This window comes from Corallococcus sp. AB038B, from assembly GCF_003668955.1.
GTDB lineage: Bacteria > Myxococcota > Myxococcia > Myxococcales > Myxococcaceae > Corallococcus > Corallococcus exiguus.
Genome location: NZ_RAWO01000001.1, coordinates 941056 through 964245 on the forward strand (window position 1 = coordinate 941056; position 23190 = coordinate 964245).

Here is a 23190-nt window from a genome sequence, read left to right on the forward strand (position 1 = left end):
GTCGCTCTCCAGGCTCAAAGCTTGATGCAGACGTTCTTGGGCTCGGTGAAGAAGCGCAGCGCGTCCCAGCCGCCCTCGCGGCCCACGCCGGATTCCTTCACTCCACCAAACGGCGTGCGCAGGTCGCGCAGCATCCAGGTGTTCACCCAGACGATGCCGCTGTGCAGCCGGGACGCGAACCGGTGCGCGCGCGCCAGGTCCTTCGTCCACACGCTGCCCGCCAGTCCGTAGCGCGTGGAGTTGGCCCACGACAGCACCTCCTCCTCGTCATCGAAGGGCATGATCGTGGCCACCGGGCCGAAGATCTCTTCCTGGTTCGTGCGGCACGTGGGCGCCAGGCCTTCGACCAGCGTGGGCTCGATGAACCATCCGTTCGCGCAGCGGCCGGGCACGCTCGCGCGCTGGCCGCCGGTAAGGATGTTGCCGCCCTCCTGCTTCGCGAGCGCGATGTAGCCCAGCACCTTCTCGAAGTGCTCGCGCGACACCAGCGCGCCCTGGTCCGTGCCCTCCACCAGCGGGTCGCCCACCTTGAGGGCCTTCGTGCGCGCGACCAGCGCTTCCTTGAAGCGCGGATACAGCGAGCGCTGCACGAAGATGCGCGGGCCGCACAGGCAAATTTGCCCCTGGTTGGCGAAGGACGAGCGCAGCGTGGTGGCCAGCGCCTCGTCGAAGTCGCAGTCCGCGAAGATGACGTTGGGGTTCTTCCCGCCCATCTCCAGGGACAGCTTCTTGAACGCGGGCGCGGCCACGCGGGCAATCTCCGCGCCCGTGCGCGTGCTGCCGGTGAAGGAGATGGCGCTGACCTCCGGGTGGCGCGTGAGCGGCCCACCGACGTGAGGCCCCAGGCCGTGCACCAGGTTGAGCACGCCCGGCGGCAGGCCCGCGTCGCGACACACCTGCGACAGGAGGAAGGCCGTCATCGGCGTCACCTCCGACGGCTTGGCCACCACGCAGTTACCGGCCGCCAGCGCGGGGGCAATCTTCCACGTGAGCAGGTACAGCGGCAGGTTCCACGGCGAGATGCAGCCCACCACGCCCAGCGGTGAGCGCAGCGTGTAGTTGAGCGCCACGCCGTCCATGGGGTGCGCTTCACTGGAGAACTGTGTCGCCGCGTCCGCGAAGAACTCGAAGTTGAGCACGCTGCGAGGGATGTCCACCGTGCGAGCCACCGACAGCGGCTTGCCTGTGTCGATGGACTCCGCCCGCGCGAAGGCGTCCAGGCGTTCGTGGATGAGACCCGCGATGCGGCGCAGGTACCGCGAGCGCTCCATCGCCGGCAGCGCGGCCCAGGCGGGGAAGGCCCGGCCCGCGGCCTCCACGGCGGACTGCACGTCCACCTCGCGCGAGTCCGGCACGTGCGCGTAGAGTTGGCCCGTCGCGGGCTCCGGCTTGTCGAGCCACTGGCCGCCCGCCGCGGGCACCAGCTCGCCACCGATGTAGTTGAGGACCTTTTCCACGGGCGCGCCCTCCAAAGAGACGCGGCAATGTATGTCGCGGCCGTCCGCAGCCTCCAGGATTCCGAACAGTCGGCGTCGGATGGCGCTCGCTTGCGCGGCCGTCTGGCTCCCAGCGTCTCCGGGACCCGCTCCACAGGTGAATCCTTGGTGGAATTGCGGGCCGGGCATGGAAAAGATTCGCGCATGAGCTCGACTGTGGATGTAGCAGCCCTGGCTGGAATCCTGGACGCGGCGCGGCGCGAGCGGCGAGAGATACCGCCCCTGTCACACGCGCACCCGACCCTGACCGTTCCGGATGGCTATGCGGTGCAGGCGGAGGGCATCCGGCTGCGCGAGGCCCAGGGCGAGCGGGTGGTGGGCCTGAAGATGGGCTTCACGTCGGAGGCGAAGCGCCAGCAGATGAACCTGGGCTCGCCCATCTTCGGCGTGCTCACGGACCGGATGCGCGTGCAGCCCGGCGGCGTGGTGCGCGTGGGCGCGGGCATCCACCCGCGCATCGAACCGGAAATCGCCTTCCGCACGTCGAAGGAACTCAAGGGCACCGTGACGCGCGACGAGGCGCTGGACGCGTGCGACGCCGTCTTCGCGGCGATGGAGGTGCTGGACTCGCGCTTCGTGGGCTTCAAGTACTTCAGCCTGCCGGACGTGGTGGCGGACAACGCGTCGTCATCGCTGTTCGTGCCGGGCACCCTGGAGCGCGCCCCTCGCGAGCTGGACCTGACGAAGCTCCAGATGCGCATGGAGGTGAACGGCAAGGTGGAGGGCGAGGCGCGCTCGGACGCCATCTCTGGCGACCCGGTGGTGTCCCTCATCCAGCTGTGCGCGCTGCTCGCGGAGCGCGGTCAGGTGCTGCCCGCGGGAAGCCTGGTGCTGTCCGGCGCGGCCACCGCCGCCTACCTGATGAAGCCCGGCGACCACGTGCGACTCACCGTGGACGGGCTGGGCACGGTGGAGGTCACCGCGACGGAGTAGGCCTCAGTACAGCAGGCCGTTCTTCGGCTGGAGCGGTGGAGGCAGCTCGGCTTCGCCCAGCATCTGCCGCAGGTTGATCTCGATGGTGCGGCACAGCGCCGTCATGGGCGTGTCGCTGACGCCGTCCTCGAAGGGGGCCTCCACGTCGCGGCCCACCGCGTCCAGGGCGATGAAGAGGAACGCGATGATGGCGGTGATGAGCGGCGTGAGCACGCCCAGGTCCGCGACGACGCCCAGGGGCAGCATGGTGAGGTAGGCGCGCACCATGGCGTGCGGAAGGATGTCGTACTGGCGGGGCAGGGGCGTGTTCTTGATGCGCTCGCACGCGCCCAGGGAGTTGGTGAGCTCCGTGAGCGTCTCGTCCATCGCCACGCGCAGGTAGACCTTCTCCGGGTGCTCGATGTCGCTGTACACGCGGCGCATGCGCGTGCTCATCCACAGCAGGATGGCGGCGGGCACGTTCTGCTCCACGCGCAGCGCCTCCAGCACGGACGGCCGGAAGAACGGGGTGATCTCCGGGAAGGGGTCCTGCCGCCGCAGGTGGCAGCGCAGCGCGTTCACGAAGCCAATCTGCGCGTAGACCAGCTCGCGCGCGTCCTCGGTGATGCCCTCGAACATGCCGGTGATGATGCCCCGGGGGGATTCCGCGGCCGGATGGACGAACGTGGCCAGTTTCGCGCGCGGGATGCTGGGACCGCGCAGGTCGCGCGCATGGCCGAGTTGGTCCCGCACCGCGCCGTCACCCACCGTGGACCAGGCGGGCGCCAGCGCGGGCCCCTCCGGCTGCACGGCCACCTGGACCAGGCGCGACGCGGCGGAGGGTGTCTCCGGCGTCCCGTCACTGCGCTGGGCGCGAGGGGCGGGCAGGAAGCTGAGCACCTGCCGGGCCAGCGTCCGTGACGCGTTCACCAGCCCGCCCCAGAGGGTGCGTGCCTCCCACCAGCGCTCGTAGGCGGAGTTGTTGCGGAAGCCGAGCAGCACGCCCAGCGCCGCGGCCAGCAGCGTCACCGGCAACGCAGGCACCGACAGCCATCTGGCGTCCAACACCTCGTAGCCCAGCGAGATGGCCAGCGCGATGGCGATGTGGACGACGACGGGGCGCCCCGTGTAGCGGAGGATGATCCGCCAGGACAGCATCCGACCGACGATCATCTCCCGGGGCTCCTCTTCGCGGGGCGTGCTGCGTGAGGAGCTGGATGTAGTGATGCCCCCGAGGAGCGGCAATGCGCCGCGTCACCTTCGCGCCCCCCGTCCGGCCGCAAGTCCCCTCCGCACGCCCGGGGAGCGTGCGGAAGCGGACGAAGGACGCGTGCGCCCGTCAGGCCCGCGACTTGGAGAAGACGATGCTCGCGCCCGTCGCCGGCACCGTCACGGTGAAGGTGCGCTCCACGGTGGACAGGCCGTTGCCGCCGCGCGCCGCCAGCTCCAGGAAGAACGCGCCCGTGGCCTTCAGGTGGAAGGACTGCGCCCACGACTGGGACAGCGCCTTGAACGCGCCCTTGAAGACGGCAGGCGAGCGCTGCTCGCTGTTGCGCAGGTCCAGCAGGCCCGCGCGCAGCTCGTGCCACTTGGACACGGTGCCGGGGTTCTTCTGGATGACCTCCGCGAGCGTCAGCATGCCGTTGCCCAGCAGCCCTTCGATGTACGCGAAGTGCCCGACGAGCGGATTCTTCTTCAGGGTCGCGCCAGCCATGTTCGCGGCCACGGCGGCGGACCAGTTCTGTTCCAGGTACTCCTTCCACAGGGGCGCGTAGACAGACTCGCGCACGGTGGGCCGGTCGCGGCACGGCACGCCGTACCAGGGCAGGGCCCGGGCCAGCGCGCGAGCGAAGGCGGAGTGGGCGTCCGGATCCGCCGCGTGGGTGATGACGTCGCGCAGCGTCCGGTTGTCCAGCTTCAGCTCCACCCGCGTCTCAATCTCCTTGCCGCCGGAAGCGTCGCGGATGCGCTTGAGGACCTCTTCCTCCTCGGCGTCATCCAGCGCGCCCCAGATGATGGCTTCGTCCACGGCCTGGCGCAGGTCGTCGTCCGACAGATTGCGAGCGTCATGGGCCAGCAGCAGGTACAGGCCCAGGTCGAAGTCCGCCACGGTGGGCGACTTGCGGAACTCCGCCATGTCCGCCTTGAAGTCCGCGGTCCAGTGCATGTACGGCGTGAGCAGCGTGCCCTTGTAGCTGCGCACGCCCAGGAACGAGACGCGCTGGGGCGACTCCTTCTCCAGGCTGTTGCGCTGCACCACCTGGGTGAGCTCGTGCACGTCGCTGCCGCCCAGCGCCCACTTGCCCAGCTTCAGGGAGAAGCCCCAGGCCTTGGACTCCTTGTTGACCTCCTTCAGCAGGCACTGCTCCAGCGCCATGCCTTCGGCCTGCATGCGCTGCATCGCGCTGTCCATCCGTCCAGACACCAGCAGCGGGTGCAGCACGCGGGCCTGGGCGTCGGTGCACACGGTGGACAGGAGCGTGGTCTGCTCGCGCAGGCGCAGGTACTCGTAGCGGAAGCCCGCCTCGAACTTCGATTCCGCCAGCGCCTGGATGCGCCCGCGCACGTCCGTGCGGAGCTTCTCCCACTGCGTTCGCAGCGCCGTGGTGTTGGCCTCCAGCTCCCCGAAGCCCAGCCGGTCCAGGATGATGCGCAGGACCTTGGTCTCGTTCGCGGACAGGGTGTGCGCTTCCAGCTTCGTCATCAGGGAGTCGAACTCGGACAGCGGCACCGACAGGAGCCCTTCGAGCACACTCTCCACCTGGGCGACGACGGCGGCCGGGTCGGTGAGGCTCGCCTCCACGTGCAGGCTGGCCGTCACGCCCGCCTCGCGCGCCACCACCTTCTTCACCTGCACGCGCACCTGGCCGGCCGCGGGGCGGGAGAAGATGACGGCGTAGTCGTCCACCACCTTGACCTTGGCGGACACGGTGGCGCCCGCCTTGGCCTCGAAGGCCATCATGGTGCTGGCGGACAAGAGCTTCGTCAGCGTCTGGAGGTTGGACGTGTAGACGTCCGTCCAGTCCAGCGTCGCGGTGACGGACAGCTCGCCGCGCGCCTGGAACGCGATGGCGTCACCCACGCCCAGCTTGTCCAGCGACGACGTGAGCAGCGGCAGCCGCAGCTCCGGCGCGTTCTTCTTCAGCGCGGCGCGAGCGTTCGTGTCCTGCGTGTGCCGGTGGTAGTCCGCGAGCAGCACGCGCACGTCGCCGTTGGCCGCGAGCGCCACGTAGGGCAGCGGGAAGCCGACGTCCGCCTTCACGCGCGCCTCCACGCCGTACTTGAGCCACGCCTGGTCGCCGCCATAGACGAGCGCCGGTGCCAGCTGCGTCGTCGCGTCGCCAGCGGCCACGCCCACCACGCCCGCCGCGTCCACGTCCGCCGGGGCGTCATAGCCTTCCACGAAGCCGCGCGCGGACACGTCGAACGCGAACGTCAGGGAGCCCAGCTTCTCTCCCGCGGGCAGCGCATAGCTGGCGGTCGGCAATTCCACGCGGATGTCCGAGCCCTTGAGCGGCGCATCCGGCAGCACCTTCGACACTTCGTCCAGCAGCGCGAGCTTCCACGACATGACGGCTCCCTCCCCGACGTCCACGGAAAGGCCGCATCCTACATGGTCGGTCCCACGTGGGAGGCCGGACGTGAAGCGGGCGCGAGCGGACCCACCAGGGAGTCGCCGTCACCGGCTCAATGCACGTCGTGGACCTGCTGGAGCGCGGGCGTACCGTCTGCCTTCACCACCAGCGGGTCGGGCATCAGCCCCGGGATGCAGGAGCGGATGCTGACCTGGGTTTCATCCACGGGCTCCAGCACCAGCGACGTCGTCCGCGTGGGGAGCGCGCGCGGCCACTGGCCCTTCTCCGCGTGGGCCACGTCCACCTCCGCCAGGGCGATGAGGGCTTCGGAGCGGAGCGTGCGCAGCTCCAGTGCTTCCATGTCCTCGGGCGACAGGCGCACCGACGGGGCCTCCGCCTGACGGAAGTACTCCCCGGCCTTCCGGGTCTCCAGGGCCGCCAGCGAGCGGCGGCGCTCCTCGGCCGGTTGATCCGCCACGGCGAGGAGGTGGTCCGCGTCCTCCACCCACTGACGCCACTGGAGCCGGCGCGACAGGGCTCCGGGCTGCTCGGGGGCGTCGAACCACGTGGGCGGCAGCTCGGCGCGGGTGTCGTCGGAGAGCAGGTCGCGGAAGGCGTGGAGCTGCGCGGCGACGGCCTCCTCGTGCAGCATCAGGGACACCGGCGGGAAGCTCTCATGCAGCCGGGTGAGCTGCGAGATGGCCTGACGCTTGCGGGACAGGGAGGCCGCGTCGAGTGCGTCCGCGCAGGCCCGCCACGTGCGCGCATAGCCGGCCGCGGACAGTCGCTGTCCCACGAGCCCGCCGCCCAGGGCCAGCTCCCGGCTCAGCGCGAGCGCGTCCAGGCACGTGTCCACCGCGGGATCCGCTTCACCCCGCGACACGAGCCGCCGCGTCTCCAGCGCCGCGTCCTCCACCACGCGGCGAAGCGCGTGGATCATCGCGTCCCGCCGCGACACCTCCGGACCGGACAGGGGACGCAGGTCCTCCGGAAGGCCACCGGACTCCGCATGGGTGGCGGCGAGCACCCGCCGCATCAGCGGAAGGCCCTGCTCCAGGGCTTCACGGCGGGAGGCGGGAAGGTCCGTCACCGGAGCGCGTCCTTCCGTCACGGCCTCCAGGGTCGCGGCCTCCGCCGAGGTGGGGGCCGGGGTCGCGCGGGCCTGTTGGAGCAGCGCGGGCAGGAGCGGAACCATCGCGTCCCCGAAGGTGCCGGGCCGCGTGGCGGTGATGTGCGCCGGACGCGGGTGCTCCGCGTGCGTCAGCGTGTTCACCTCACGCAGGAGCCGTTCCTCCAGCGCGTCGGTGCGCAGGTGCTGGTGCGCCAGCGCCCCGAGGCTCACGAGGACGGACAGGGACACGCCTCCCATGAGGGCGGGGAGGGGGCGCTTCAAGGCCATCGGGACGGAACTCCAGGAGGGGGACCTGGAATGTCGCACGAAACGCCAGAGCCCCAACAGCCACCCACCGAGAGCGACGTTGCCTGGCGAGCAGGAGCCTCACCTCCAGGTCATGGAGCCTGTCAGGTCCTCTACCGGGCAGGCGTGCTCAACCGGCGCAGCAGGAGCTCCGCCAGGTCGCGGGCCTGCGAACGGATTTCAGGGACGGCTGTGGTTTCCCACAGGTCCCCCCGCCGCGTCGGGCCCAGCGTGAAGAGGTGGGCGGAGGGCTGTCCACGTGCGTCCAGCACCTCGCCGTCGGGCGCCGTCGCCAGCCCCATGCCCAGCGAGTCCGCGCGAGCCTGTCCCGCCTCCAGCAGGCCGCGCAGGACGGGCTGGCCGCGCGAGGCCGGGTTCGACTCGGGGCCGGTGCAGTTGATGACGTGCTGCACGCGCAGCACCTGGGGCTCGCGCTCGCCCCGGGGACGCAGGTGGACCGCCGCCGCGTCCGGCTCCAACTCGAAGCGGAGCACTCGGCCCGAGTGGAGCGTCAGCCGCCCGTCGCGCCGCCACGCGTCCGTCACGTCGTGGATCTCCGGCGCCATGCGGTGGCGGTGCACCTCCCAGTACGCCCGCAGGTGGCGCAGGAACCGCCGCCGCTCCGGCTCCGACAGCCGCTGCCACAACGGCGTCGTCACCGGCCGCAGCGAGTCCACCGCCGCGCGCCAGTCCGCGCCCGCCGCCGCTTGCGCCTCGACCTCCTGGCGCATCGTGCGCAGCACGTCGCGGATGCGCAGCGTGCTGAACGGCACCACGCCCTCCGCGGAAGGGGACGCGGCCTGCGTGGCGGTCTCCGCGTCGCGACAGCGGTCCATCTCCCGGCGCACCGAGCGCAACAGCTCACGGATGCGCAGGGGCTCCGCCGCCGCGGGCGTCTTCGCGCCATGCGCGCGGTGCGGGTGCGGCAGCAGGCCATGGCGCGACAGCGCGTGCACCGGGCCCTGGTGACCGCGTTCGCCCAGCGACAGCACCGTGTCCACCATGGTGAGCGCCGTGCCGATGAGCAGCACCGACTCACCGGAGCCGATGCCCTCCAGCGCCCCGGGCACCCACGGCGAGCGGTGGTAGCGCGCGCTCGCGTACAGCCCGCCGTCCGGCACGCGCAGGTCCGCGGGCATCGCGTTGCCCAGCGCCAGCACGGCGCCCTTCGCCTCCAGGCTCTGGCCGCTCGCGAGCGTCACCTTCACGCCGTCCGCCGTGTCCTCCACCGAGGTCACCTCGTCGCGCGGCGTCTCCAACTGGACGCCCGGCGCGGCCTTCGCGGCGGTGTCCTTCAGCACGAACTCCAGATACTGGCCATAGCGGCGGCGCTCGGCGAACGCGGATGGCGGCGTGTCCGGCGCCTCCATGCGAAGCCAGCGAAGGAAGTGCTCCGGGTCGTCGACCCAGGCGCTCATGCGGCCGGCCGGGACGTTGAGCAGGTGACGCGCGCTGGTGGTGGAGTACGCGACCCCCCGGCCCAGGCGCTCCCCCCGCTCCACGAGGGCCACGCGCAGGGGCGAACGGGCGCCCCGCAAGAGACAGGCCGCGAGCAGCGTTCCGCTGGCGCCCGCGCCGATGATGATCACGTCCTGCCGGGAGTTCACCGCGCGATTGTAGGTCCGGCCCCCCCGGATGCCATCCCTCCCGAGCGTCGCCACCTGCTCGGATTGTCCGTAGGCCCACGGCCTCTGGCCTTCCAGGCCCACCCTGTGACGGCGGGGCCCGGCGGACCTCAAACCGCCTGGTGCGCCTCGGGCTGGGAGGGGAGGGAAGGAGCAGGGGGCGCGACCGCCAGCCGCTCCCCGATGCGCGTCAGTCCCTCGCCATCGCGGGCGCGCGCATGCACTTGCGGATAGTCGGCGAACGCGGTGCCCAGCCACCGGTCCAGCACCACGGTGTACAGGCCGTAGTGCCCCTGGTAGCGCGCGTGGTGCAGGGCGTGGAACGTGGGGGTGAAGAAGACGCGGCCCACCCAGGACGTCACGAAGCGCTTCGGCAGCCACTCCGTGTTGCCGTGCCCGAACGCGTTGAGGACGTAGTTGGTCAGCATGTAGGCCAGGATTCCCACCTGCGTGCCCGGGAACACGTGCATGGCCGCGAAGTGCAGGCCCAGCCCGCCGCCCATCAGCACCACCCGCTCCACCACGGAGAACGACAGCGCGGTGAGCGGCTCCGTCACCTGCGCCACGTGGTGCTGCGCGTGGAAGCGGTAGAAGCGCGGCAGGTGCAGCAGCCGGTGCGTCACGTAGAACCACACCTCGAAGCCCACGAACATCCACGCGTACGACCACAGCGCCGTGGACAGGCTGAACGGCGCCATCAGGGGCCCGGTGAAATACCGGAACGTCCCGATGAGCACCGCGTCCGTCAACACCACGCCCACCGCCGCCAGCGCCTCGCTGCGCAGCTGCCCCTTTGCCAGCTCCCGCCGGTACACCCGGAAGCGCTCCGCCAGCCGCGTGCGCCACACCCCCCAGCCACCCACCACCGTCAGCAGCTTGAGCGTCCCGGAGATGAGCAGGACCAGCAGGAACAGCACCGGCAGCGACGGATTCTCAGGCAGCAGCGCATGCATCACGGACCTCGCGAAGGCCAGCACACCCCCGGGCCAGTCATGCCCGGACACCTCATGGATAATGCCCGTCCGTAGTTATTGTCAAATCTGACAATAGCGATGGTGCGTTGAACGATGAAGCGGAGGGCTAGGATGCGCGGCGATGGCATCCAAGCGTCCCCAGGGCCGCGCTCCGGCCCGGCGCACCTCCGCTCCCCGTCGTCCCGCGAAGCCCGCCGCGCCCCGGAAGCGGCGCACCCCGGAGGAGGCGCGAGACGTCATCCTCCAGGCCGCCGAGACGCTGTTCGTGGAGCAGGGGCCGGACAAGGTGGGGCTGCAGGCGGTGGCGAAGGCGGCGGGGGTGAGCCACGCGCTCGTCACGCACTACTTCGGCACCTACGAGGCCCTGGTGCGCGAGGTGCTCCTGCGCCGCAACGAACTGTTGGCCGCGTCCTTCCGGGAGCAGCTGCTCGCGGCGGAGGCGCCTCCCAACGCCGGTGCGCTGCTCGAGCGCTTCTTCGCCGTGGTCCAGCAGGGGCAGCACAGCCGGCTGATGGCGTGGGCGCTGCTCACCGGCCGCGCCGAGCACATGCCGCTGGTGCGCGCGCAAGGCCTGCGGCTGTTGGCGGACGCGCTGGAGTTCCAGTCGGGCCGCGTGGCGGAGGCGCAGGGCACGCAGCCGCCCTCGCGCGACACGGTGGACATGACGCTGCTCGTGGCGCTGTGCGCGTCGCAGTGGTTCCTGCTCGCGCGAGAGGCGCTGCTGCCCGTGATGGGGCGTCCGGCGGACGCGGCGTCGGACGCGCGGTTCCGCGAGGTGCTCGGCGGGATGCTCCAGGGGGCTCTTGGGATGAAGCCGCCCGGCGGAGGCTGAAGCTCAGGTCCAGTCGGCCTGCGGGCGCTGCGGCTGCACGAAGGCGCCCGCCACCGGCAGGGTCACGCGGAAGACGCTGCCCCGGCCGGGCGCGCTCTCCATCGTCAGCGTGCCGCCCAGCGAGGTGACGATGCCATGGCACACCGCGAGCCCCAGCCCCGTGCCCACGCCCAGCGGCTTGGTGGTGAAGAAGGGGTCGAAGATGCGCTCGCGGTGCTCGGGCTCGATGCCGCAGCCGGTGTCACGCACCTCCACCAGCACGTGACCGGGCTCTCCGGGACGCGCCACCACGCGCACCTCGTTGCCCTCCGCGTTCCCCGGGGAGATGGACTGCGCCGCGTTGAGCAGCAGGTTGAGGAACACCTGCCCCAACCGCGAGCCGTTGCCCTGCACCGGCGGCACGCCGTCACACTCCACCACCAGCCGCGCGCGGTGCCGCAACTCGTGCATGGCCATCTTCGCCGCCGTGCGCACCACGGCGGCCAGCTCCGCGGGCCCGCTGCCCACGTCCTCCGCGCGCGACAGCGTCTGCAGGTCGCGCACGATGAGCCGGATGCGCTCCGCGCCGTCGCGCGTCTCCGCCAGCGCCTCCAGAATCTCCTGCCGGTCCTGCTCCGACAGGCGCTCCTTCTGCTGCAGCTCCTGGTGGATGTACTCCAGGTTGCTCAGGATGAAGGCCAGCGGGTTGTTGATTTCATGGCCCACGCCCGCCGCGATGCGCCCCAGCGCGATGAGCCGATCCGCGAAGAGCAGCTGGGTCTGCGTCGCGTGCAGCTGCTCCAGGCTGCTGGACAGCTTCGCGTTGGCGGCCTCCAGCGCCGCGGTGCGCTCGCGCACCGTCTCCTCCAGGAGCCGGTTGTCCGCGCAGGGCGTCTCCACGGCGCACCGGGTCTTGGAACCGGGGCCCAGGCGCTCGAAGGCCTGGCGGAGCGTGCCCCGCCGGCGCGTCATCGCCGTCAACCGCCCGACCTTTGCTCGTAACGTCATCGCGGCCCGCTCCACCCACGTCCATCCGCGGCCGTCACCGTTCCTCGTGGCGGGGGTCCCTGCTCTCGGGAACGGCCTGTGGACGTCCATCCAACACCGCCGCCCCGTGCCCGGCAAGGTGCGCGCGAGTACGTGATGACGTCGAGCGGACACCGCTTTGGTTTCACGTCCCGACTGTCATTTTCCACTGGGGGATTCGGGCGCGCGGGAGGAACTCACCGCACGCCCGGAGGCATCTGGACACGCGGCCTTGGGGGAGGCCGTTCATGCCAGCGCGCTTCTCACCACCGGTTCAACAGGTGCGTTTCGCTTCAGGCGCCGCAGTCCGCGCGGCAGCTGTCCGCCGTGTTGCCGGAGCCCGCGCGCTCGGTGAACTGGCACACGCCGTCACCGCAGCGGAACAGCTCCGTGGGCTTCACGCGCGTGGTGATGGCCGGGTACGACTTCCCGTTGTACGTGCACTGCGTGTAGTAGGGCTGGCTCGGGTCGCCCTTGGTGCAGAACTGTGCGCAGCTGCCAATGTTGGTGATGGGCGCGCAGGAGTCCGCCTTCAGCGTCAGGCCGCAAGCCCGCGTGGAGCTCTCCGCCGAGCTGAAGTCGCGATCCCTCGCGGCGAACAGGCCCTCGTTGGTGAAGAGGTTGCCGAAGAAGCACGCCTCCTTCGCGCTGAACTGCGACAGCTCCTCGGCGGAGTAGGGAATCGCCGCGCCCTCCGCGGTGCGGCCCAGCACGGACAGCGCGATGTGCAGGCCGTACTTGTTCGCGTGCGCCGCCAGACACGCGCTCACCGCCTGCTGCTCCGTCACCGTCGCGGCCTTGCCCGTGGCCCAACCCGGCGCCAGGCCCAGGCTGCCCTGCCACGTGTACTTCGCCCCGGTGGTCGTGGACTGGAAGGTGCGCGTCTGCCCCTCGGGCACCGAACACTTCACGATGTACGCCATCAGCATCGGCGCCGTGTCCGCGTTCTGGCTGAACCACGCGTTGAAGCTCTCGGTGTTCAGTCCGTTGACGGTGAGCCCGTTGACGGTGAGCCCGTTGACGGTGAGCCCGTTGACCGTCAATCCGTTGACGGTCAGCCCGTTGTCCACCTGAAGCGCCTGATCCACCGATGCTGGATCGGCCTCCCACGCCGCGTCCTCCGGCATCGCGCCACCGCAACCCACGAGGGCGAACAGCGCCCCCGTCATCAACACCGCCTTCAGGGGTTGGCGTGAGGCAACTCGGTTCCACCACTCGCTGCATCCACTTCCAGGCCGAAAAGCAGGGGTGAGGCGCATGTAGGGGCTCCCGCTTGAGGGAAGTCGGAGGACCGGCTTCCAGAATGTCAGGCAGTCCAGGCTTTCACCTAGAAAGGTGCTGAAACTGTCAGACAGGGGAATCGTGACGGATTCAGGATCTAAAATAAATACGGTTTCGTCAAAAAATTATGGTGTGGGTCTAATTCTCACGGGGGCAGACGTGTGCCGGTGAAAGGCATGGGACCACACGACTCAAGTGGGGTGCCGCGGGGGAGGAGGAGTGCGGGGACGGCGGGGACGGCCTACTGCGGAGGAGTCTCTTCGAGGTACTGGGACGCGGGACGTGTGATGGCGAAGCCACCGGGGTCCCTTACGTTCCAGGTTGCCACATGCGTGACCGGGCCGCCTACCACCTCGGCCTCGCCGGAGTCGCCGCGTGTCTCCGCCTCACCATGGTGGAGGCAGAGGTGGACGCGGGCGTGGACGGCTTCGGCCAGACGCTGCGCCTCGGCTTGCAGTTCTCTCAGGGGTCGAAGGGCGAGCGCGGAAGTGATGCCGGCGGCCACGGGCCGCACGCCCAGAAGCGCGGTGCCCGTCTGGAGCGCCAGGATGAAGTGCTCCGCGCGCAGGCCCTGCTCCAGTGTGTCCATGACGTGGGCGAGCGCGGCGTAGGTGGTGTCGTCGTCCATGTCCGTGGCGGGGAGCACCACCTCCGCGTTCACGGCCAGCACGAGCCGCGTCTGGCTCTCCACCTGATTGGGCTCTTCCGTGGCTTCGCGCAGCGCGGTGAGGAAGGCGTTCACGCTGGGGTAGCGGCGGGTGGCGTCCTTGTCCAGGCACCGGAGCACCACCGCGTCCACGGCGGGGGACACCGGGGCCTTCACGCTGGGGCGCGGAGGAGGGGCCTCCAGGTGCATGCGCTCCAACTCCAGGCGATCATCGGACTGGAAGGGATAGCGGCCGGTGAGCAGCTGATACAGGAGCACGCCCAGCGCGTACACATCCGTGGGCGGCCCGATGGTGCCGCCGCGGAACTGCTCGGGCGCCATCGCGTGCGCGGTGCCCAGTCGCTGTCCCGCGGTGGTGAGCCCCTCCTGCCCGGGCTCCTGCTGGATGAGCTTCGCGATGCCGAAGTCCAACAGCTTCAGCCGGGGCTTCTCCCCCTCCTCCACGACGAGGATGTTGCTGGACTTCAAGTCCCGGTGCACGACGCCCGCGCGGTGCGCCGCCTCCAGCGCGCCGCAGACGGGCTCCAGGTACGCCAGCGCGCGGGACGCGGACAGCCGCCCGCGCTCCTGCACCACCTGGCTCAGCGTTCGCCCGGAGAGCAGCTCCATCACGTAGTAGGGGCTGCCGTCCGGCATCAGCCCGAAGTCGTAGACGTCCACGATGTTCGGGTGGTGGATCTGATTGACGACGCGCGCCTCGCGCACGAAGTGCTGGAGCATCTCCCCCTGGTCCGCCAGGTGCGAGTGCAGCACCTTCACCGCCGCGTGCCGCCCCAGGATGCGGTGCTCCGCCTCGTAGACGCTGCCGTGGCCGCCGGCCGCCAGCATGGACTTGAGGACGTATTCACCCGCCAGGGTGCCCGGCCCGCGCTCGGCACGGCTGGGTGTGTCGTGCCCCTTGTCCGAGGTATTCGCGTTCGCGCGTGCCTGGATGCGGAAGGTGCTCTCTGAATCCACCGCCATGAATACCCCGCACCCTACCATCCACGGGGTGGGTCGCGAGTGCCCGTGCCGGGTTGGCTGCCCTGCTTGCCTGCCTGGCCGTTCACCAGGAGTCAGGGTCCCTGTCCTGAAGGGGGAGGGGACGTTCATTGGAAGCCGTTGGGGTATGGTTGCGGTCCGGTCCAGGACTTCGGGCCCAAACGGAGCGCGGCGTCATGCACGACAGGCGGCGAGGACACTGCCAGCCCGAGCGCAGGGGGACGTCAGGGGGCTTGCATACATGATGACGTTGGTGGACGAGCTCACGACCTGTGCGGGCCAGTCGGTGACGGCCCCGTCCTCGACCGGGGCGTGCCTCATCCTCATCAGCACCACGACGCCGGCGGCCATCGGCAAGGCGTACCGGTTGGAGCCGGGTGAGCACGTCATCGGGCGTGGGTCGGAAGCGGAGGTGCGCATCGACGACCACGGGGTGTCGCGCAAGCACGCGCGCATCCAGCGCAAGTCGGACGGTTCGTGCCTCGTCACGGACCTGGAGTCCACCAACGGCACGTTCCTCAACGGCCTGCCGGTGTCCACCGCGGAGCTGCAGGAGGGCGACCGGCTCCAGGTGGGCACGGTGACGGTGTTCCGCTTCTCCCGCCGTGAGGTGTTGGAGCAGCGCGAGGAGCAGCTGCGGCAGGCGCTGTCCGCCGCGCGCGTGGGCATCTGGGACTGGAACGCGAAGACGGGCCAGGTGACCTGGAGCGAGCACGTGGACCGGCTCCTGGGCCTGGCCGTGGGCAAGCTGTCCGGCCGCGCCATGGACCTGGAGGAGGTGGTGCACCCGGCGGACCTGCCCAGGCTTCGCGCGGGGCTGGCCACGGCGCTGCAGCAGCGCTCGCAGGTGGACGTGGAGTACCGCATCGAGCCCGCGGGCAGCGGCTACCGCTGGATTTCGTGCAAGGGCGACGTGCTGCTGGACGCGTCGGGGCAGCCCGCGCGGGTGACGGGCACGGTGATGGACATCACCGCGCGCAAGCAGGCGGAGCAGGAGCTGCACCGCCAGGCGCTCATCTTCGAGAGCATCTCCGACGGCGTCGTCATCACGGACCTGGCGGGCGGGGTCATCGACTGGAACACCAGCGCGGAGCGGATGTTCGGACGCAGCCGCAAGGAGGCCATGGGACAGACGCTCTTCAGCGTGCTGCACCCCGGTGAGCCGGACCGGCTGACGGGCGCCGTCCTCACCGCGCTGGAGGTGCACGGGCGCTGGAGCGGGGAGATGGAGTTCAAGCGCTCGGACGGCATGGCGTGCGTCTGCGAGTCCGTGGTGGTGCCGCTGCGCGACGCGGAAGGGCGCATCATCGCGAACATCATGGTGCACCGCGACCTGAGCGAGCGCCGGCAGCTCCAGGCGCGCCTGGTGGTGGCGGACCGGTTGGCCAGCGTGGGCACGCTGGGCGCGGGCGTGGCGCACGAAATCAACAACCCGCTGGCGTACATGCTGGTGAACCTGCACCTCATCCGCGAGGGGCTGGACAAGCTGGAGGCTCAAGGAGCCCCGTCCGAGCCGGTGGCCTCCATCCAGCAGTTGGTGCGCGAGACGACGGAGGGCGCGGAGCGCATCGCCACCATCGTGCGGGACCTGAAGGTGTTCGCGCGCGGCGAGCAGGAGTCGCGCCCCATGCCCGTGGACGTGCGCCGGTCGGTGGAGCTGGCGTGCAAGATGGCGGACAACGTCATCCGCCACCGCGCGCGGCTCGTGACGGAATTTGAACCCGTCCCCGCGGTGGAGGCGAGCGAGGCGCGGCTGTGCCAGGTGTTCTTGAACCTGCTGCTCAACGCGGCGCAGGCGATTCCGGAGCATCCATCCTCCGTCACCGAGCATGAGATTCGCGCCATCATCCGTCCGGGCGAGCCGGGCAAGGTGGTGGTGGAGGTGCGCGACACCGGCGTGGGCATGACGCCGGAGGTGCTGGGGCGCATCTTCGATCCGTTCTTCACCACGAAGGCAGTGGGCGTGGGCACGGGGCTGGGGCTGTCCATCTGCCACGGCATCGTGGAGTCCATGGGCGGCTCCATCCACGCGGAGAGCACGCCGGGGCAGGGCAGTATCTTCCGCGTGGTGCTGCGCTCGGCGGCGCACGAAGTGGACCTCTACCCGCGGCTGTCGGCGACGGCGCCAGCGGGGGCGCGGGCGCGCATCCTGGTGGTGGATGACGAGCCCAACGTGACGGTGGCGCTGCAGCGCTCGCTGGCCTCGGAGCACGAGGTGTCCACGGCGAACAGCGCGCAGGCGGCCCTGCGGCTGGTGAACGAGGGCGGCCGCTTCGACCTCATCCTCTGCGACGTGATGATGCCGGGGATGACGGGCATGGACCTGTACTTCGAGCTGGGGCGCTCGGTGCCGGAGCAGGCGGGGCGCATGGTGTTCATGACGGGTGGAGCCTTCACGCCGCGCACGACGTCGTTCCTCCGGGACGTGCCGAACCTCAAGCTGAGCAAGCCGCTGGACCTGGCGCAGCTGCGCGAACTGGTCGGCCGCTCGGCGGAGGCGTCTCGATGAGCGCTTCCTCCGGGCAACCCGCCGCTCCTCCAGAGGCCGCGGCGGAGCCGGAGGCCCCCGACCCCGTGGCGCCAGTGAGGATGGCGTTCGCGGGGGCGGAGATTTCAGAGGGCCGGGAGTGGACGGCCCGGTCGCTGGGGATGGGCCTGCTCATCGGCGCGCTGCTGGCCGTCACCAACCTCTACATGGGGATGAAGACGGGCTGGTGGGACTCGGGCTCCATCACCGCGACGGTGTTGGGGTTCAGTGGCCTGGCGGCCTATGGGCGCAAGCGGGGCGTGCCGTACACGCCGCTGGAGAACAACCTCACGCAGACGGCCGCGTCGTCGGTGGGCGCGATGCCCGCGTCGGCGGGGCTCCTGGGCGCGCTGCCGGCGCTGGCCTTCCTGGGCATGAGCGTGCCGGGCTGGGGCATCGCGGCCTGGGGCGTGGTGCTCGGCGTACTGGGCGTGCTGGTGGCGGGGCTGCTGCGGCGGCGCCTGCTGGAGCAGGAAGCCCTGCCGTTTCCCACGGGCATCGCCACGGCGGAGCTCATCTCCACGCTGCACGCGGCCTCGCCCTCGGAGGCGCGGAGCACGCCCGCGGGCAGGGGCCGGACGCTGGTGGGTGCCGGCGTGGTGGCGATGGCGCTCACGTGGATGCGGGATTCGCGCGGGTGGCTGCCGGGGATGGTGGCGCTGCCGGGCCGCGTGGGTGGCGTCGGGCTGGATGCACTGACGTGGGGCGTGGGGATGAGCCCCATGCTGCTGGCGGTGGGGATGATGACGGGCCTGCAACTGGCGCTGAGCATGCTGCTGGGCTCGGGGCTGGCGTGGGGCGTGCTCGCGCCGGGGCTGTTGGGCACGGGCGTGGTGGCGGGCGCGGGATACGAGTCGCTGTCCGCGTGGCTGATGTGGCCCGGCGTGGGATTGATGCTGGGCGCGGCGGTGGTGTCGCTGGCGGCGCAGGCGCGGGACTTCCTGGGCGCGGCGAAGGACCTTCGCTCGGTGGGCGCGAGCCGGGGCGGACTGCCCCGGTGGAGCCTGGGCGTGGCGGCGGTGACGTGCGTGTTGGCGGTGGTGCTGGGCCGGGTGCTGTTCGGGCTGGGCGTGCCGTCGATGCTGCTGGCGCTCGCGCTGCTGGTGCCGCTGTGCGCGGTGTGCGCGCGAGGCGCGGGGCAGACGGACGTGTCGCCGGTGAGCCAGATGGGGAACCTCACGCAGGTCGTCTTCGGAGTGGTGCGGCCCGGCGAGCTGTCGACCAACGTGGCGGCGGGTTCGGTGGTGGCGAACGCGTCGGCGCAGATTGGCGTGAGCCTGTGGTCGTTGAAGGCGGGGCACCTGCTGGGGGCGTCGGCCTCGCGGCAGCTCGCCGCGCAGCTGGTGGGCGTGGCGGTGGGCGCGCTGGTGTCGGTGCCGGCCTATCTGCTGCTGGTGGACGCGTACGGGCTGGGAACCGCGGCGTTGCCGGTGCCGGCGGCGGCGCAGTTCCGGGCGGTGGCGGAGGTGTCCGTGCGAGGCCTGGCGGGCCTGCCTCCGTACGCGGGTTGGGGCGCGCTGGTGGGCTGCGCGGTGGGCGCGCTGCTGACGCTGGCATCGAAGGGCCGCGCGGCGCGGTGGCTGCCGTCGCCGGTGGCCATGGGCATCGGCTTCCTCACGCCCGCGTACTTCGCGGTGACGCTGTGCCTGGGCGCGGGGATGGCGGCGCTCGCGCGCAGGTGGTCGCCCAAGGCCACGGACGCGCACGTGCCCGCGTTGGGCTCCGGTGCGCTGGTGGGCGAGTCGCTGATGGGACTGCTCATCGCGGCGACGACGGCACTCTCGCGGTCGGTGTAGCGAGAGGCCCGAGTTTCCGGAGGCGTCGCTACGCCGCGGGCGTGAGGTCCCGCACCCGCTCCAGTGAGCGGCGGATGCGGTCCTCCATCAGGTTCGGCATGTGCGCCGCGCGCGCCAGCGCTTCTCCGAGCGCGAGCATCGCCTCCGCGAAGTCGCTTCGGCGCCAGGCCGCGAGTCCCATCATCTCCAGGACCTCCAGCGGCTCCTGCTCCACGGAGGCCTGGGCGGAGCGCTCGCGCAGGGCGTGCCACTCCTCCACGGTCGCGTCCTTCGAGGCCAGCTCCACCATGGAGAAGAGCACCTCCTCCGACGGGCTGAGGTTCACGCCATGCCGGTTGGTCGCCATCGCCTGCCGCACCTGCTCCAGCAGGTCTCGCGCCCGGTCGTGTCTGTCCGTCCACGCCATGGCCCGCGCCTGGAGCAGCAGCGCCCAGGGACGGTGCGCGACCTCCGGATGCCGGCGCTCCAGCACGATGGCCCGCGCGATGTGCGGGGCCGCGGCCTCCACGTCGCCCGCCTGGTAGTACAGCTCGCCCAGGTTGTACTCGGCGAAGTACTCCCAGCCCACCACGCCCAGCTCGCGCCCCAGCTGCATGAAGCGCTCCTGGTCCTTCAGCGCGTTCGTCAGGTCGCGCCGAGCCACTCTCAGGTTGCGGCGGTTGTTGATGGCCGAGCCCAGGTGGAAGCGGTCTCCGCGCTCCGTGCACGCGCAGATGAGCTCGTCCAGCACCCGCTCCGCGGCGTCGATGTCGCCCAGGCTCGGCAGGATGGCCACCAGCAGGAGCAGGGAAACCACCAGCGTTTCGTAGCCCGCGTCGCCCAGCTTCCGCGCCCGCTCCGCCGCGGCCTCCAGGGTCATGAGCGAGTCCATCCATTCGCCCTTGCGGAACTGCGTGCGGCCGAGCGCCAGCAGGAGCCGCGCCTGCACGTAGGGCGACGTCACCGTCTCCGTCAGCTGCTTGGCTTCCTGGACCCGCGCCTCGCTGCGCGCGTAGTCATTCACCCAGTCGAGCGCCACCGCCTCGTCGAGCAGCAGCTCCACCTCCGCGCGCGCATCCCCCACGCTCCGTGCCCGCTCGCGCGCGATGGCGAAGTCCGTGAGCGAGTCCTCGTACCGGCCGATGCGGTAGCGCATCAGGCCCCGGCCCCGCAGCGCCGTGAGCCTGCGCAGCTCGTCCTCGGGCTCGATGAGCTCCAGGGCGCGCGTGTACATGGCCTCCGCGTCCAGGTACGCGTGACGGCCGCGAGCGGACTCCGCGATGTCGATGGTCAGCGCCGCCGCCTCGTCGCGCAGGCCCGCCGACGCGGCGTGCAGCGCGAGCCGGGCCAGCCGCTGGCGCTCCTGCGCGCCCGCCGGGCTCAGATAGTGGCGGTACGCGGCGTGGTGGATGCGCGCCTTCTCCTCCGCGGGCAGGCCCGCGACCACGGCCTCGCGCACCAGCTCGTTGCGGAAGCTCAGCCCCTCCGAGCGGTGCTCCACCAGCAGCCCCAGGTCCAGGAGCCGCCGCGTCGCATGCCCCATGTCCAGCGGGAACTGGGATGCCGCCCCGTCGCGCTCCAGTTCGCGCACCACGCCGTCCGCCGCCGTGCCGGTGAAGGTCGCGCCCAGCAGCGCGCACAGCCGGGCATGCGCGGCGAGCGCCGGAGGCAGCGCGCCCAGTTCGCGGTCCGCCAGCCACTCCACCAGCCGCAGTTCTGGCAGGCGGTCCAGCTCGTCCGTGACGAGGTACCAGTTACCGCCCGGCGAACGCTGCCGCACCAGCCCCTGACGCTTGAGGCCGCGCACCAGCTCCACCAGGAACAGGGGCACGCGCTGCGCGCGCTCGATGATGCGCTCCACCGCCTGCGCGGGCACGTTCTCCACCGGCTTGAGCAGCGTGCGGCACAGGGCATGCGCGTCGCCCGGGGACAGGCCGGACAGGGGCAGGTCCAACTGGCGGGCGGCGCGGGCACTCCATGCCGGACGGCTCTGTTCGAAGCCCGGGCGCACCAGCACGCAGATCCACAGCGGCACGCGCGTCTCCGCGAGCGCCGCGTACTCGAGCGCGTCCAGCGCGGTCTCCTCCGCGAAGTGCGCGTCGTCCACGATGAGGCACAGGGGCCGTTCGCGGGCGTGCGCCGCCAGCAGCTCGCCCGTGGCGCGCATGGCCAGCGAGCGCAGCGCGCCCGGGGCCGCGGCCCAGCTGTGCAGCTCTGGCCCGCCCGGCGCGTACCACCCGAGCGTCGCGGCCACGCCCGGCCACAGCTCCATGCCCAGCCGGGTGCCCAGCCGGTCGAGGATGGCGGTGCGGCCGTCCTCCTGCGTGTCGGTGTCGTCGCGGTCGAAGCCGTGCAGCGCCACGCGCAGGAGCGTGCGCAGCGTGCCTTCCGGGTCGCCCTGCACGGGCTCACGCGCGCGCAGGGAGTGGACGCGCGCGTGCGGCAGCGCGGCCCTCAGGCGCAGGCCCAGCGTGGAGGACAGGTGGCTCTTGCCGTGGCCCCGGTCGCCGCGCACGGTGACGATGGTGGGCGCCGCGTCCGTCACCGCGGACCGGGCGCTCTCCAGGAGCTGTTCCAGCTCCACGTCGCGGCCCACCAGCATCGCGCTGCCCAGTTGCAGCACGGTGGCGTCCGGCCGGGGCGCGGCACCCGAGGGCGCGGGGCGCATCAGCCCGGACCGTCCCGCCACCGCCAGGCACGGCACCTCTGGCACGGCCTCCGCGGCGGCGGGGGAGAGCAGGGGTCCGCGCAGCTCCGCGAGGTGGGGGTAGCGCTCCTCGCGCGCGAAGATGGCGCCCAGGTAGCGGGGAGCGCCGTCGCGGCGGCGCTGCACGGTGACGTTGGCCACGTCGACGATGGACACCGGGGCGAGTCCCCGCTCGGCCAGTCCTTCGGCGGCCCGCAGCGCGCGGCGCACGGGGTTCTCTCCCACGTCGGGGTCGAAGACGCCCGCGAAGCGCTCGCCCTCCGCGAAGGCCATGTGGCCTCCGTAGGCGGTCAGGGCCTTCTGCATCGCCACGGGGTTGGCGCGAGAGAAGGTGAACAGCACCGCCACCGAGCGGCGCGTCTGGGCGGGGCGCACCTCGGGCAGCAGGGTGAGCCGGGGCGCGGGCTGCACGGCGGACTGGCCCGCGTGGTCCAGCGCCGCACGCAGGGCCTGGGCCACGGCTGCGGCGTCACGGGGACGGCGCGCGGGCTCCTTGGCCAGGCAGCGCAGCACGACCTCCTCCACGGGCGGCGCCACCGGGGCGTACTCCGAAGGAGGCGGGGGCCGCAGCGACAGGTGTGCCTGGAGCACCTCCGTGAGCGAGCCGAAGAAGGGCGGACGGCCGGCGATGAGCTCGTAGAGGATGACGCCCAGCGCGTACACGTCCGTGCGCGCGTCCAGGACCGCGTGGCCGGCGCACTGTTCGGGCGCCATGTATTCGGCGGTGCCGGCGAAGGAGGACGTGTCGCCGGGAGTGCCGTCGTCCGCGAGCACGCCGGGGGTCGGACGCTGCACCAGGCCGAAGTCGAAGACGCGGGCGCGCTTGTGGGCGTCGTCCAGGAAGACGTGCTCGGGCTTGAGGTCGCAGTGCACCAGTCCGTGCGCGTGCACGACGGCCACCGCCTCCAGGAGCGCATTGGCGCGAGGCCCGAACTCCTGCGGCGACATGGGCCCGGACACCCGGGCCAGCCAGTCCGCGAGCGTGGGCAGCGGCACGAACTCCATGTCGACGAAGCGCTGTCCGCCGGGCAGCGTGCCCACGGCATGGAGCGCGGGCACGGTGGGAGGCCCGATGACGCGCAGGGCCTCCGCCTCGCGGGCCAGCTGCGCCTCCGCGAGCGCGATGCCGGGCCGCGCCAGCTTCAGCGCGATGCGTTCACCCTCGGTGCCGTCGGCGGAGCGCTTGTGCGCGGCCAGCAGCACGCCGAAGCCACCGCGCGCGATGACCTTCTCGCAGCGGTAGCCCGGGACGTCGGGCACGACGAGCGAGGCATCGGATGGCGGAGCGATGGGAGGCGAGACGCCGGGCGGGCATGGCGCATGAGAGCCCTCCCAACGCCGCCCGCATGTGAGGCAACGCGGCACGAGCGTCACTCTATGCCAGCGCCGCCGTGATTTCCGAACCACCAGAGTCAG

Annotated in this window: 14 protein-coding genes; 4 read left to right on the forward strand and 10 right to left on the reverse strand. The window is 71.5% G+C overall.

Translation table 11 applies throughout. From position 1 onward, the window contains the following. Window positions 1-14: 14 nt before the first annotated feature. Window positions 15-1457: an aldehyde dehydrogenase gene (locus tag D7Y04_RS04025; protein ID WP_121758369.1), complete on the reverse strand. Its 1443-nt coding sequence runs from the start codon at window positions 1455-1457 to the stop codon at window positions 15-17. A 183-nt stretch (window positions 1458-1640) separates the two neighbouring features. Here D7Y04_RS04025 and D7Y04_RS04030 point away from each other — a divergent pair, with 183 nt between their 5' ends. Beyond that, window positions 1641-2429: a 2-keto-4-pentenoate hydratase gene (locus D7Y04_RS04030; RefSeq protein ID WP_121758370.1), complete on the forward strand. Its 789-nt coding sequence runs from the start codon at window positions 1641-1643 to the stop codon at window positions 2427-2429. 3 nt (window positions 2430-2432) lie between these two features. Here D7Y04_RS04030 and D7Y04_RS04035 read toward each other — a convergent pair whose 3' ends face one another. The 5 genes from D7Y04_RS04035 to D7Y04_RS04055 all read right to left on the reverse strand — a co-directional run bounded on the left by D7Y04_RS04035 (window position 2433) and on the right by D7Y04_RS04055 (window position 9978). Further along, the gene (locus D7Y04_RS04035; RefSeq protein WP_121758371.1) at window positions 2433-3581 is read right to left on the reverse strand and encodes a bestrophin family protein; all 1149 of its coding nucleotides are present in this window, start codon (window positions 3579-3581) and stop codon (window positions 2433-2435) included. A gap of 166 nt (window positions 3582-3747) precedes the next feature. Further along, a complete protein-coding gene (locus D7Y04_RS04040; RefSeq protein WP_121758372.1) occupies window positions 3748-5979 on the reverse strand; it encodes a hypothetical protein in 2232 nt (743 codons plus the stop codon). A 116-nt stretch (window positions 5980-6095) separates the two neighbouring features. Continuing rightward, window positions 6096-7382 (reverse strand): hypothetical protein, encoded by a 1287-nt coding sequence (locus tag D7Y04_RS04045; protein ID WP_121758373.1) that lies wholly within the window; start codon window positions 7380-7382, stop codon window positions 6096-6098. Between the two features lie 131 nt (window positions 7383-7513). Next, on the reverse strand, window positions 7514-9007 hold the full coding sequence (locus D7Y04_RS04050) for an FAD/NAD(P)-binding protein (RefSeq protein WP_121759268.1): 1494 nt from the start codon (window positions 9005-9007) through the stop codon (window positions 7514-7516). A 128-nt stretch (window positions 9008-9135) separates the two neighbouring features. Next, a complete protein-coding gene (locus D7Y04_RS04055; protein ID WP_121759269.1) occupies window positions 9136-9978 on the reverse strand; it encodes a sterol desaturase family protein in 843 nt (280 codons plus the stop codon). 142 nt (window positions 9979-10120) lie between these two features. Here D7Y04_RS04055 and D7Y04_RS04060 point away from each other — a divergent pair, with 142 nt between their 5' ends. After that, the gene (locus tag D7Y04_RS04060; protein WP_120593217.1) at window positions 10121-10831 is read left to right on the forward strand and encodes a TetR/AcrR family transcriptional regulator; all 711 of its coding nucleotides are present in this window, start codon (window positions 10121-10123) and stop codon (window positions 10829-10831) included. A 3-nt stretch (window positions 10832-10834) separates the two neighbouring features. On the opposite strand, the gene D7Y04_RS04065 is transcribed toward D7Y04_RS04060, so the two are convergent. The 3 genes from D7Y04_RS04065 to D7Y04_RS04075 all read right to left on the reverse strand — a co-directional run bounded on the left by D7Y04_RS04065 (window position 10835) and on the right by D7Y04_RS04075 (window position 14747). Then, entirely contained in the window at window positions 10835-11818 is a 984-nt protein-coding gene (locus D7Y04_RS04065) for a sensor histidine kinase (RefSeq protein WP_120593218.1), read from the reverse strand. A 311-nt stretch (window positions 11819-12129) separates the two neighbouring features. Beyond that, a complete protein-coding gene (locus tag D7Y04_RS04070; RefSeq protein ID WP_120593219.1) occupies window positions 12130-13005 on the reverse strand; it encodes a hypothetical protein in 876 nt (291 codons plus the stop codon). Window positions 13006-13358: 353 nt separating this feature from the next. Then, complete coding sequence (locus tag D7Y04_RS04075; protein ID WP_121758374.1) at window positions 13359-14747, reverse strand: serine/threonine-protein kinase; 1389 nt, start codon at window positions 14745-14747, stop codon at window positions 13359-13361. A gap of 262 nt (window positions 14748-15009) precedes the next feature. Here D7Y04_RS04075 and D7Y04_RS04080 point away from each other — a divergent pair, with 262 nt between their 5' ends. Then, window positions 15010-17274, forward strand: a complete 2265-nt coding sequence (locus D7Y04_RS04080; protein WP_171807203.1) for a PAS domain S-box protein — start codon at window positions 15010-15012, stop codon at window positions 17272-17274. Continuing rightward, a complete protein-coding gene (locus tag D7Y04_RS04085; RefSeq protein ID WP_121758375.1) occupies window positions 17271-19088 on the forward strand; it encodes an OPT family oligopeptide transporter in 1818 nt (605 codons plus the stop codon). The genes D7Y04_RS04080 and D7Y04_RS04085 overlap by 4 nt, the downstream gene beginning before the upstream one ends. 28 nt (window positions 19089-19116) lie before the next feature. Here D7Y04_RS04085 and D7Y04_RS04090 read toward each other — a convergent pair whose 3' ends face one another. Continuing rightward, a complete protein-coding gene (locus D7Y04_RS04090) occupies window positions 19117-23034 on the reverse strand; it encodes a serine/threonine-protein kinase PknK (RefSeq protein ID WP_199749610.1) in 3918 nt (1305 codons plus the stop codon). Between the last annotated feature and the right edge of the window lie 156 nt (window positions 23035-23190).

What these genes read in the sequence shown, in the direction of transcription:
- D7Y04_RS04055 (WP_121759269.1), bottom strand. Translation starts at nt 9,978, where the DNA reads ATGCATGCGCTGCTGCCTGAGAATCCGTCGCTGCCGGTGCTGTTCCTG.
- D7Y04_RS04035 (WP_121758371.1), bottom strand. Translation starts at nt 3,581, where the DNA reads ATGATCGTCGGTCGGATGCTGTCCTGGCGGATCATCCTCCGCTACACG.
- D7Y04_RS04065 (WP_120593218.1), bottom strand. Translation starts at nt 11,818, where the DNA reads ATGACGTTACGAGCAAAGGTCGGGCGGTTGACGGCGATGACGCGCCGG.
- D7Y04_RS04045 (WP_121758373.1), bottom strand. Translation starts at nt 7,382, where the DNA reads ATGGCCTTGAAGCGCCCCCTCCCCGCCCTCATGGGAGGCGTGTCCCTG.
- D7Y04_RS04030 (WP_121758370.1), top strand. Translation starts at nt 1,641, where the DNA reads ATGAGCTCGACTGTGGATGTAGCAGCCCTGGCTGGAATCCTGGACGCG.
- D7Y04_RS04075 (WP_121758374.1), bottom strand. Translation starts at nt 14,747, where the DNA reads ATGGCGGTGGATTCAGAGAGCACCTTCCGCATCCAGGCACGCGCGAAC.
- D7Y04_RS04040 (WP_121758372.1), bottom strand. Translation starts at nt 5,979, where the DNA reads ATGTCGTGGAAGCTCGCGCTGCTGGACGAAGTGTCGAAGGTGCTGCCG.
- D7Y04_RS04070 (WP_120593219.1), bottom strand. Translation starts at nt 13,005, where the DNA reads ATGACGGGGGCGCTGTTCGCCCTCGTGGGTTGCGGTGGCGCGATGCCG.
- D7Y04_RS04080 (WP_171807203.1), top strand. Translation starts at nt 15,010, where the DNA reads ATGACGTTGGTGGACGAGCTCACGACCTGTGCGGGCCAGTCGGTGACG.
- D7Y04_RS04060 (WP_120593217.1), top strand. Translation starts at nt 10,121, where the DNA reads ATGGCATCCAAGCGTCCCCAGGGCCGCGCTCCGGCCCGGCGCACCTCC.
- D7Y04_RS04085 (WP_121758375.1), top strand. Translation starts at nt 17,271, where the DNA reads ATGAGCGCTTCCTCCGGGCAACCCGCCGCTCCTCCAGAGGCCGCGGCG.